The 11,439-nt window shown below is 71.0% G+C and carries 8 protein-coding genes; 7 read left to right on the top strand and 1 reads right to left on the bottom strand.

Annotated features, from left to right (window positions below; genetic code table 11):
* Positions 1-114: 114 nt before the first annotated feature.
* Complete coding sequence (locus ACFV2J_RS14575; protein WP_385438833.1) at positions 115-876, bottom strand: calcium-binding protein; 762 nt, start codon at positions 874-876, stop codon at positions 115-117.
* A gap of 598 nt (positions 877-1,474) precedes the next feature.
* Between ACFV2J_RS14575 and ACFV2J_RS14570 the strand changes: the two genes are divergently transcribed.
* The 7 genes from ACFV2J_RS14570 to ACFV2J_RS14540 all read left to right on the top strand — a co-directional run bounded on the left by ACFV2J_RS14570 (position 1,475) and on the right by ACFV2J_RS14540 (position 11,296).
* Positions 1,475-1,756: a hypothetical protein gene (locus ACFV2J_RS14570; RefSeq protein ID WP_381930943.1), complete on the top strand. Its 282-nt coding sequence runs from the start codon at positions 1,475-1,477 to the stop codon at positions 1,754-1,756.
* Between the two features lie 272 nt (positions 1,757-2,028).
* Positions 2,029-2,958: a phosphate ABC transporter permease subunit PstC gene (pstC, locus tag ACFV2J_RS14565; protein WP_385091117.1), complete on the top strand. Its 930-nt coding sequence runs from the start codon at positions 2,029-2,031 to the stop codon at positions 2,956-2,958.
* 14 nt (positions 2,959-2,972) lie between these two features.
* Complete coding sequence (gene pstA, locus ACFV2J_RS14560) at positions 2,973-4,289, top strand: phosphate ABC transporter permease PstA (protein WP_385091120.1); 1,317 nt, start codon at positions 2,973-2,975, stop codon at positions 4,287-4,289.
* Positions 4,286-6,031 (top strand): phosphate ABC transporter substrate-binding protein PstS, encoded by a 1,746-nt coding sequence (gene pstS, locus ACFV2J_RS14555; RefSeq protein ID WP_385091124.1) that lies wholly within the window; start codon positions 4,286-4,288, stop codon positions 6,029-6,031. Before pstA ends, pstS begins: the two co-directional genes overlap by 4 nt.
* Positions 6,028-8,526, top strand: coding sequence for a hypothetical protein (locus ACFV2J_RS14550; RefSeq protein ID WP_385091126.1), 2,499 nt, complete (start codon positions 6,028-6,030; stop codon positions 8,524-8,526). Before pstS ends, ACFV2J_RS14550 begins: the two co-directional genes overlap by 4 nt.
* Before the next feature lie 170 nt (positions 8,527-8,696).
* Complete coding sequence (locus tag ACFV2J_RS14545) at positions 8,697-9,686, top strand: hypothetical protein (RefSeq protein ID WP_385091129.1); 990 nt, start codon at positions 8,697-8,699, stop codon at positions 9,684-9,686.
* Positions 9,687-9,853: 167 nt separating this feature from the next.
* Positions 9,854-11,296: an Ig-like domain-containing protein gene (locus tag ACFV2J_RS14540; RefSeq protein WP_385438826.1), complete on the top strand. Its 1,443-nt coding sequence runs from the start codon at positions 9,854-9,856 to the stop codon at positions 11,294-11,296.
* Positions 11,297-11,439: the final 143 nt, after the last annotated feature.

The raw sequence follows: 11,439 nt of genomic DNA, 5'->3' as shown, positions 1-11,439 counted from the left end.
CCCGCGCGGGGGGGCTCTGTGTGGGTGGGGCGGGGGCGGCGCGCCGCCCGGGGGGGGGGGGCGGGGGGGGGGCGGGGGGGGGCGCGCCCCCCCCCCCCCCCCCTCGTCCGGGGGTCAGCCCACCACGTCGACGAAGGCGCCCGCGGAGACCGCGGCCGCCGTGTCGGCGGTACCGGCGTAGGACCAGCGGTAGTAACCGTCCGCGCCGGCGCGGACGGTCGTGGACAGGGTGCCGCCGGCGGCGGTCCGCACGGTCTTGAGCGTGCAGTACGTGCCGCTGCCCTTCGGGCGGAACTGGAGGGCCACGGGCCGGCCGGCCTCGGTGCCGACGGACGCGCCGGTCGCCCAGTCCGCGTTCCGCACGCCGCCCGTGACGGTCAGGTCACGGCCCCGCCGTACCCGCGCGGGGCTGGTGGCGACGGACACCTGGCTGTCGCGCAGCACGCTGACGGTGGCCGCGCTGTCCAGGAACACGGCGTCGCTGTCGGGGGCGATCGCGTAGGCGCTGACATGCCACTCGCCGGCCAGCGAGTCGTCGGCCGGGGCGGTGCCGGGGGTCAGGGTGAAGGTCAGGGCGCAAGTGGTCGTGGCGGCGGCCGTCGGACCGCAGGCCCCCGTCGAGGCCACGGTGCTGTCCGGGGCGGCGAAGGAGCCGTGGTAGAGCGTGGCGTCGACCTGCTGGAGACCGGCGGGGTCGGTCGCGGTGACCTCCACGGTGACGGTTCTCGCGCCGGTGCCGACGACGACGGGGGCGCCGTGGTCGACGACCACGCCGGTGATGTCGGTGTCGCCGAACCTCTCGTCCGCGTGCGCAGCCGGAACGCTGAGGGCGGACAGGGCGATGACGCCACACGCGGCGGCGACAGCTGAGCTCATGCGCATGAGAATTCCCCAATGTGAATGCCGCGGCCTGTCAATTTCGCACCGGCAGGCCTGAATTGACGTGTGCAGCGTACTCGGCGCCGGGCGATTTCGGAATGCTTTCGCATGGGGGTGGAACGGGCCTCTTTTTCCTCACGAAGAGAATGCGTGCGAATATCTGGTGAGGCGATTCCGCGGAAAACCGAAGGGGAAATTCGATTCGAATTTCAGCGGACCTGGCGGCCACTTTCACGCACCGCCCGCCCGGGGGTGCGCCGGGCGGGCCGGCAGCCCAGGGAGGGCGTCTCGCCGGGCTGTTCGCGAAGTCCGCGTGCTCCAGGCGACCTGGTGGTCTGCCGCGTGAACGAGGGGCAACCTTCACATGAAACATGTTCCACGTGTGGATCAAGTTTCTCTTTGGCCTCACTAATCTGCGTGTGCCGCACGACCGACGCAGCAGCGCCGACTCATGCGGCTTCCTGATGTGGGGAGACAGGAGTGGGGATGGATGGCGTCAAGAATGGGGGGCGCAGCCGTGCCAGGCACGCGCTGTCAAATAGACATAGGAGCGGATGGCGCGTACTCGTGGCGGCTCACCGCCACGAACGGGCGGGTGATCGCCGTCGCCGCGAGGACTTACCGGAACTACGGGGAGTGCCGTGCCGCGTTCGAGCGGCTGTGCGCCGACATCGCGGAATTACCCGGCGCGGTGCACCACACCGCGGAGGGCAGCGGCTGGGTCTGGCGGCTGCGTGACCACGCGGGCGGCGCCGTGGCGGTGTCCTCGCGTGCCTATGAGCGGCACTCGACGTGTCAGGCGGCCTACGAACGGTTCCGGGCCCTTCTGGCCGGGCTCGGATCGGGTGGGGTGATTCCGTGGGACGACGCCGAATGAGCCGGCGGGGCTGACGGAACGACAGCGCGCATGAGGGGCCGGGGCCCGTCCCGTGGACGGGTCCCGGCCCCTCACGTGTCCATCCGTCGCCGCGTTCACGTCAATATCGGAAGTTGCCCCTCGGGGGCGCCTCGTTCACGTTCGTGTGTGCGGGCGTCCATCACGCGTCAGGAGTGTCGTCCCATGTGACGACGCGAATCTTCGAGCGATCTGTGGCTCCGGCGGACGACCCCCCGAGACGTCTGCACCCCGACCGGGGGGTGCCCGACCGCGTGTTCAGAGGCGTGCTGCGCGGCGGCGGCGGGCTGGTCCTCGCCATCATGCTGCTCGTCGGCGGTTTCCTGACCTACCGGGCCTGGCAGGCGCTGTCGGTCGCGAAGTGGGGCTTCGTCACCACCGAGGCGTGGGAGCCCGAAGGCGGGAACTTCGGCATCGCGGCGGTTCTCGTCGGGACACTGCTGATCGCCATGGTCGCCATCGTGTTCGCCGTACCGCTGGCGCTCGGCACCGCGCTCTACATCTCCGAGTACGCGCCGCCGCGGATCCGGCAGACCCTCATCAGCGTGGTGGACCTGATGGCGGCCGTGCCGTCGGTCGTCTACGGCCTGTGGGGCCTGTTCTTCTTCCAGGGACACGTGGTCACCGTGTCCCGCTGGATCTCGGCGTACTTCGGCTGGATCCCCCTCTTCAAGGTCGACGGCGCCGATCCGAAGGACCCGCTCGCCACCGCGACCGTCTACACCTCCTCCACCTTCATCGCGGGCATGGTCGTGTCCCTGATGGTCGCGCCGATCGTCTGCTCGGTGGTGCGGGAGGTCTTCTCGCAGGCCCCGGTCGGCGAACGGGAGGGCGCGTACGCGCTCGGCGCGAACCGCTGGGGCATGATCCGCAGCGTCGTCCTGCCCTTCGGCAAGGGCGGCATGATCGGCGGCACCATGCTGGGCCTGGGCCGGGCGCTCGGCGAGACCATCGCCGTGTACCTGATCATCTCGCCGGTGTTCGTGATCCAGCCGCACATCCTGCAGAACGGCACCAGCTCGGTCTCGTCCCTGATCGCGCTGCGCTACGGCGAGGCGAGCCCCCTGGGCATGTCGGCGCTGATGGCCGCGGGCCTCGCGCTCTTCCTGATGACCCTCGTCGTCAATTTCGCCGCTTCGTCGATCGTCGCCCGCAGCCGTTCCGGCGCGACGAGCGACTCCTGAGGAGACCGAGCCCGATGACCGTCACCGCTCCACAGAGCCCGCCCGGCGACCAGGGGCCGGGGACCGGCCCGGACCCCACGGCACCGCCGAGGGGGTCGTTCCCGGCGCCGTCCACCCACGTGCCCGTCCGCCGGCCCGGCGGCGGCGCGACGCGCGGAGACCCGCGCCGGAACCTCTCCACGCTGCGCGCCACCGACGTGTACGCCCTGCTCGGCGCCGCGGCCGCGTCCCTCGCCCTGACCTGGCTGATCTTCGACCGGCTGCTGCCCTTCAACGGCGCGCTGGGGTTCGTCGTGATCGCCTACGCGCTCTTCATCGGTGTGTACGCGCTGCTGGTCTCCTTCGACGAGGACGGTCCCGCGGTCCGTGACCGGGTGGCCGCCGTGATCGTCCAGAGCCTCGGTCTGGTGATGCTGACCGTGCTGGCTTTCGTCGTCGTCTACACCCTGTACGAGGGACGCGAGGCGCTGCCGCACCTGAACTTCTACACCCGGTCGATGGCCGACGCGGGCCCGCTCGAACCGCTCAGCGTCGGTGGCATCTCGCACGCCATCGTCGGCACGCTGTGGCAGATCTCCATCGCCCTGCTGATCTGCATACCGACCGGGCTGGTGTGCGCGGTCTTCCTGAACGAGGTCCCGGGCGGCTTCAGCCGGTTCGTCCGCACCATCGTCGAGGCGATGACGGCGTTGCCGTCCATCGTGGCCGGACTGTTCATCTACGCGACGTTCATCCTGAGCCTCGGCTTCGGCCAGTCCGGCCTCGCCGCCGCGCTCGCGATCTCCGTGATGATGCTGCCGATCATCATCCGCGCGGCGGACGTGGTGATCCGGCTGGTCCCCGGCACGCTGCGGGAGGCGTCGTACGCGCTCGGCACCTCGCGGTGGCGCACGGTGTGGCACGTGGTGCTCCCGACCACGCGGTCCGGGCTGACCACGGCCGTCATCCTGGGCACCGCACGTGGTGTGGGCGAGACCTCGCCGGTCCTGCTGACCGCGGGGTTCACCCAGGAGCTCAACACCGATCCGCTCCACGACCCGATGGTGTCGCTGCCGCTGGCGGCCTTCAAGCTCGTCGAGTCCCCCGAACCCACCTACATCGCCCGTGGCTTCGGCACCGCGGCGGTGCTTCTGACGCTGGTGCTGGTCCTGTTCGTCGCGGCCCGGGTCGTCGGCGGCCGCGGGCCGGGCAAGCTGACCCGCCGTCAGGAACACCGCAGGGTCAGGGCGTCCCGCCGTGACGCGCGCCGCTTCGCCACGTACGCGACCACCGGCCGGACACCGGCCGGTCCCGCCTCGACCAGTCCCGCATCGACGAGGAGCACCCCGTGATATCCGCACCCGTCCGTCGTCCGCGCGGCCTGCGCGTGTACCAGGCGCTGGCGCTGGTCGTCGCGCTCGTCTGCGCGGTCATGGCCGTCCATCCGCCAGGCGCCTTCGCGGTCACCTACGTGAAGATCAGCGGTTCCGGCTCGACCTGGAGCGCCAACGCCATCGAGCAGTGGCGGCGCAACGTACGCCAGCAGGGCATGACGGTGAACTACGCGTCGGTGGGCTCGTCGGTCGGCCGTACCCAGTTCGCCAACGGCACCTCCGACTTCGGCGTGTCCGAGATCCCGTACGGCCTCAAGGAGTTCGGGACGACGGACACCCCGCCGCAGCGCAAGTACGCCTACATGCCGATCGTGGCGGGCGGTACGTCGTTCATGTACAACCTGAAGATCGGGGGCAACCGGGTCACGAACCTGCGGCTGTCGGGCGACGTCCTCACCAAGATCTTCACCGGCAGGCTCACGATGTGGAACGCGCCGGAGATCAAGGCGGACAACCCCAAGCTGGCCCTGCCGGCCCGCAGGATCGTCCCGGTCATCCGCTCCGACGGCTCCGGCACCACCGCGCAGTTCACCCTGTGGATGTCCAAGCAGCACGGCTCCCTGTGGAACGACTACTGCCGTCGGGCGGGCAAGCCCACACCCTGCGGTCTGACCTCGTACTTCCCGAACATCCCCGGCTCGGGCTTCGTCGCCCAGTCCGGCTCGCTCGGCGTCGCGGGCTACACCAAGCAGCCCCAGGCCGAGGGCGCCATCACCTACGTCGAGTACTCGTACGCCCGGAACGCGGGCTTCCCGGTGGTCAAGGTCCTCAACAAGTCCGGCTACTACGTCGAGCCGACCGCCTCCAGCGTGGCCGTCGCCCTGACCCAGGCGCGGATCAACGACGACTCCCGCTCCGCGAACTACCTCACCCAGAACCTGGACGGGGTCTACACGTACGGCGACCGGCGCACCTATCCGCTGTCGAGCTACAGCTACATGATCGTCCCGACCAGGGAGGAGATGGGCTTCACCAAGGCCAAGGGCGTCACGCTGAGCGCGTTCGACAACTACTTCCTCTGCGAGGGCCAGCAGCTGGCCGACCGGCTCGGCTACTCGCCGCTGCCCATCAACCTCGTGCAGGCGGCCATGGAACAGGTGCGCAGGATCCCCGGCGCCGTGACGGAGAACATCGACATCAAGAACTGCAACAACCCGACGTTCTCCAGTGACGGGAAGAACCTCCTGGCCAAGAACGCCCCGTACCCCGCCGCGTGCGACCGCAAGGGCTCGGACCAGTGCGCCACCGGCACCGGGGGCGCCAAGCAGTCCACCTCGCCGAGCGGCTCGGGCACCTCCGGCGGCGGCTCGGCCGCGGGCGGCTCCGGCACGTCCGGCGGCTCGGGCACGTCCGGCGGCTCCGGTACGACGGGCGGCTCGGGCTCCACGGGCGGCTCGGGCTCGACGGGCTCGACGGGGGCGGCCACCACCGGCGGCAGCGGCACGACGGGCGGTACGGGCGGGACGACGGCAGGGACCGTCGTCGACCCCGACACCGGGCAGGTCCTCGATGCCGGCGGCGGCACCGGCGACACCTCGGTCGCCGCCAGTCCGGTCGCCCTCGGTACCGGCGACGCCCTCGGGCTGCGCACCGCGCTGATGGTCCTGTCGGCCGTGCTCCTGATCGGCGTCGTCGTCGGGCCACCCCTGATCGGGCGCATGATGACCAACCGCGCGCGCCGCAGGGAGGGTTCGGCGTGACCGCCGCGATCCGGTCCAGGCGCCGTGTCGTCGCCGCCGTGAGCGCCCTGCTGGCCGCGCTCGTACTGGCCCTGCTCCCGCTTCCGCCGGCCACGACGTCCGCCGCGGCGGCGGACGGGACGGCGGAGGACTCCGCGGTGACGGTGACGGGGCGGAAGGGCGCGAACGACGACTTCTCCCGGCTGAAGGTGACCGTCCACCAGACGAGGAACCTGCGCTCGCAGGGCGTACGGATCGGCTGGGAGGGCGGGGCGCCGACGTCCGCGGGCAACTTCGCGTACAACTACCTTCAGATCATGCAGTGCTGGGGCGACGACCCGGCCGGCCCCACCCGCGAGCAGTGCGTCCTCGGAGCCACGGACACGAGCGACGCCGTGGTCCCGGGCTACTTCACCACGTCGCGGGGGGTCGACACGCAGAGCGGGTCGTACGCCGCCGACCCGGGCGAGACGCAGTACACCGGCGCGAACGCGTTCGTCCCCTTCAAGCCCGTCGGTGGTCTCCCGCCGACCACGTCCGTCAAGGACCCGACCTACTTCGGTCCGCTGGACACCAACGAGCAGGTCGCCAACCGTACGTTCGCCGACGGCAGGGGCGAGGTGACCTTCGAGGTGCAGGACGCGCTGGAGGCACCCCACCTCGGATGCGGCGTGAACACGGCGCCCGCCGGCGGCACGCCCGCCCCACGGTCGTGCTGGCTGGTGATCGTGCCGCGCGGCACCCACGACGCCGACGGTACGAACGTCCTGGACCCGGGCGGCAGCCGCTCCCACAACCTCACCAGCTCACCGCTGTCGGCGACGAACTGGGCCCAGCGCATGGTCGTCCGGCTGGACTTCCTGCCGAGCGAGGACTACTGCCCGCAGGGCCAGCCGGAACGGCCCACGGCCGGCTCCGAACTGGTCACGGACGCCGTCACCTCGTGGCAGCCGAAACTGTGCTCGTCCACGGGAAGCACGTTCGCCTTCACCCAGGGCGGGGAGGAGGAGGCCAGGAACCAGGTCCTGGGCACGTCGGACGACTCCCCCCTGCTGGGCTTCACCGTCGACCCGGTCGCCCGGCCGGAGGACGGACCCGAGGTCGTGCACGCGCCGGTGGCGGTGTCCGGGCTGGCGATCGCGTTCTTCATCGAGGGCCCCTCCGGAGTGGTGCAGGGAATGAGACTGACTCCACGGCTCGTGGCGAAGATGCTCACCCACTCCTACGTGGACGACGTGACACTGGGCGCCACCCCCGACCATGTGAACGGGAACAGCGCATCCCTCACCGAGGACCCGGAATTCAAGGACCTGAATCCGGATTTCCCCGAACTGAGCGGCCGCCAGCTGAGAAGCCTGATGGTGCCCCTCCAGACCTCCGACACCACGCGCGTCGTCTGGAACTGGCTCCAGTCGGACAAGGACGCCCGCGACTTCCTCTCCGGTACGAAGGACCCCTGGGGTATGCGGGTGAATTCCTACTTCCAGAAACTGAAACTGGCCACGGACACCTCACTGACCGACTACCCCAAGGTGGACCCGACGACCACGCCGGCCCTGGGCAACGGAACGCCCCCGCTCGACTACACGATCACCGACCTGGACCCGTTCACCGCCGACCTCCACGACGGGGCGGTGCGGACCCGGCGGGGCAACAACAACCGGACCATCCAGTGGCAGCCCGGGGAGACCACCCAGTCACCGGCCAAACTCATCAACGACGCGCCCATGTCGGGTCAGCGCGCCGTGATGGCGATCGTCGACACCGCGTCGGCGGAACGGTACGGGCTGACGACCGCGGCCCTGCGCAACGCGGGCGGGCAGTTCGTGAAGCCCACGGCCGACACCCTGGCGGCCGACGTCGCGACCATGCGGCCGGCCTCCGGTGACCCCACGGTGCTCACGCCCGATCCGTCGCGGGCCAAGGGGCAGGCGTACCCGCTGACGGCCGTGGCCTACGCCGCGGCCTCGGTGAACCAGGACGCGAAGGCCCGCAAGGCGTACGCGGAGTTCATCAGGTACGTCGCGGGACAGGGTCAGACGCCCGGCCTGTCGGCGGGGCAGCTTCCCCCCGGCTACGCGCCGTTGCCGACCCGGCAGCGCGAGCAGGCCGAGACCGCGGCCGACGCCCTGGAGCGCGGCCGGAGCGCCGGCGGTCCCCCGTCGGACGGGTCCGGCGCGGGCGACACCGGGGGGCTCGCCCCGGGGGCCGGCGACGGAGGGACCTCCGGCGGCGCGGACACCGGCGGCGCGGCCGCGGGCGGAACGGGCGGACCGGGCGGACCGGGCGGCGCCGGCGCCGGTCCGTCGGCGACGGAGTCCGCCGCCGCCGTGAACGGCTCCGCGCCACCGTCCCCGACGCCCCGGCGGAATATCGCGGAAGCGAAGGTCGGATTCACTCCGGGAGAGATTCTCGGAATTGTTCGCTGGGTCCTTCTCACGGCTCTTTTCGTGGGCGGTGCAGCCGGACTCTCGGGGCCGATAATGCTGCATTTCGCGCGGCGCCGGACTCCCTAGGAGACACCTAGGAAGCCTGCCCGTAACCTTTCCCTCACGGGGAATTGGCTGGTCATGGCGGGGAGACCCTGGAATTGTATGCGGTGGTCGACCGACGGGTCGGCAGAAAAAAGATCCGGATTTTGCTTGAACGTCCATCCTTCGAAATCCAGAAAACAAGGGGTTCAGAAGTGAACGTCAAGTCTCGCGCCAAGGTCGGCGCTGCTTTCGGTGTCGCGGCTCTCGGTCTCGGCATCCTGGCCACTCCGGCTTCGGCGGACCCGAACCCGATCACTGACTACCGTCAGCTGGCGGGTGTCGGTTCGGACACCACGCAGTACGTCATGAACGGCATCGGCGACGCCGTCACGAACGCCAACGGCAAGATCATCGCCTCGTGGAACGCCACCGGCACCGCCTCCGTGAAGACCAGGGCGACCGGCTGTGACAGCGTCGCCCGCCCGGACGGCTCCTCGGCCGGCATCAACGCGCTCAACGCCGACCTCACCGCCGGCACCAACTGCATCGACTTCGCCCGCTCGTCCCGTGGCCCGGCGGACACCAGCACCACGGACCTCACCTTCATCCCGTACGCCAAGGACGGTGTCACCTACGCCACCGACCTGGGCAGCACGCTGCCGACGAACCTGACGAAGGCGCAGCTGGCCGCGATCTACCAGTGCAACTCCACCGAGTTCCCGAACGCGAAGCCGCTGCTGCCGCAGTCCGGCTCGGGCACCCGGACCTTCTGGCTGGCGGCCATCGGGATCACCGAGTCGCAGGTCGGCTCCTGCGTCGACCAGACCATCCAGGAGCACAACGGCGTGGCCATCGCCAACGGCAACCAGCTCATGCCGTACTCGATCGCCCAGTGGATCGCCCAGGGCAAGGGCTTCTCGGACGTCCCGAACCGGCGCGGCGAGTCGCGTCTGCGCAACATCAACGGCACGACCCCCACCACGGGTTCGGGCGCCGCGCTCGCACTGAACACGGCCTTCGACGCGGGCTTCCTCCGCGACGTCTACAACGTCGTCCCGACCGCCCGGCTCACCAACACGGTCATCGCCCAGACCTTCGTCGGCTCGGGCTCGAAGGTCTGCGCCTCCGGCACCACCATCTCCAGCTACGGCTTCGGCACGGTGTCCAACTGCGGTGTCACCACCGTCACGGGCGAGCGGTAACCCGTGATCGTCGTCTGATCCCCGCGTGACGGCCGGGCACCTACCAGGTGCCCGGCCCCACGCGCTGTCCGCGCCATTCCGTCATCCGTCATCCGTCAATCCGTCAACCGTCCCCCGGGGGCATCGCTGTGACAGTGCTCAAACCATTCCGAAGAGCGGGTGCCGTCGTGGCCGCCTGCGCCCTGGTCGCCCTGGGCCTCGTGGCCGCGGTCATGACCCAGTCCCAGCCCGCCCGGGCGGCGTCGTCCATGGGGGAGTTCACCTTCGCCTCCAGCAGCGGCAGGTTCAGCGACGCGGAACCGTTCGGCCCGTCCCTCTCGACGCCGGCCGCGTGTCCCGACTACGAGGTCAAGGACGAGAACGGCAACGTGGTCGAGGCGATCCCCATCAACTACACCCTCAGCCTCGCGGTGGCGAAGCCGGACGGCGGCGCGGACACCATGATGGCCTCGATCACGAGCGCCTCACCGTACGACGCGGCGAAAACGGCCTCGCTGGCAGCGGCGGACAACCCGGACCTGGGGCTCAAGAACCCGTCGGAGGTCTTCACCTCCGACGGCACCTACGAACTCCGACTGGTCTGCCTCGACGACTTCGGCGGCGCGCACCCCGACGGCAACTACTGGACCCAGAAGATCACGGTCACCGGTGACACCTGGGTGGCCGGCGAGGGCGCGAAGGCCACCCAAACCACGCTGACCGCCGCCCCCTCCGTGATCGAGCCCCACCAGGAGACGACGCTCACCGCGACCATGTCCCCGGCCGAGGCGGCCGGCTCCGTCACCTTCCTGGAGGGCGGGACGACACTGGGGCAGGCCACCGTCACCGGCGGGAAGGCCGAGCTGAAGACGTCGGACCTGCCCGTGGGACAGCACGCCGTCACCGCCCGCTTCACCCCGGCCGACACCACGAAGTGGGGCGCCTCGGAGTCCGAGTCCTTCCAGGTGACCGTGCAGTCGCCGAGGTACGAGATGCACGACGCGACCGGCCGACTGCTGCCGTACAACCCCGAGTTGCAGCGCGGCCAGACCGTCGAGGTCGTCATCCGCGGATGCGCGCCCGCGACCGGGTACGCGATGGCCCTCTTCCACGACGACACCGCGTTCCCCGACGCCACCGCCGACGCGGACGGGACGGTGACCTGGCCCGCACTGACCGTGCCGGACGACGCGGTGGCCGGGCAGACCCGATGGGACTACAGCCCGGACTGCACCGGCGTGGGCGCCGTGGGCGCCGTGGACTTCACCGTCCCCGAGCCCTCCTCCGAGTCCCCGTCGGCGAGCCCGACCGACTCCCCGTCGGACGGCCCGTCCGACGAACCCACGGACGGTCCCTCCGACGAACCGACCGACGGCTCCCCTGGCGACACGTCCGGCGTCACCGGTGGCGCGGACACCGGCGGCGTTGACGGTGGCGGCGGCACCGGCGGCAGCACCGGCGGAGGCTCCGCCTCCGGCGGGACCTCGCCCACCGGTGGTCTCGCCTCCACCGGCAGCCAGATCGCGCTGTTCTCCGGCATCGGCGCCGTCGTCCTCGTCACGGCCGGCGTCCTCGCCGTGCGGTTCGGCCGCCGCGAGGGACTGCTGAAGTTCGGCGGCCCCCGCTCCTAGGGCGTGTTGCGAAAGTCCCGTCGTCCGGCCGGACGCCGCGAGGCAGGCGGGACTTCGGTGACACGCCCTGGCACGGGTCCTGGGGGCGGCCGCGCCCCCCGCGCGGGGGGGGGGGCGCGCGCCGCGGGCCCCGGGGGCGCGGG

The sequence above is a fragment of the Streptomyces sp. NPDC059668 genome, from assembly GCF_042734135.1.
Lineage (GTDB): Bacteria > Actinomycetota > Actinomycetes > Streptomycetales > Streptomycetaceae > Streptomyces.
Note: the sequence above shows the minus strand (reverse complement) of the source record. Positions and strands in the feature narration are given on the sequence as shown.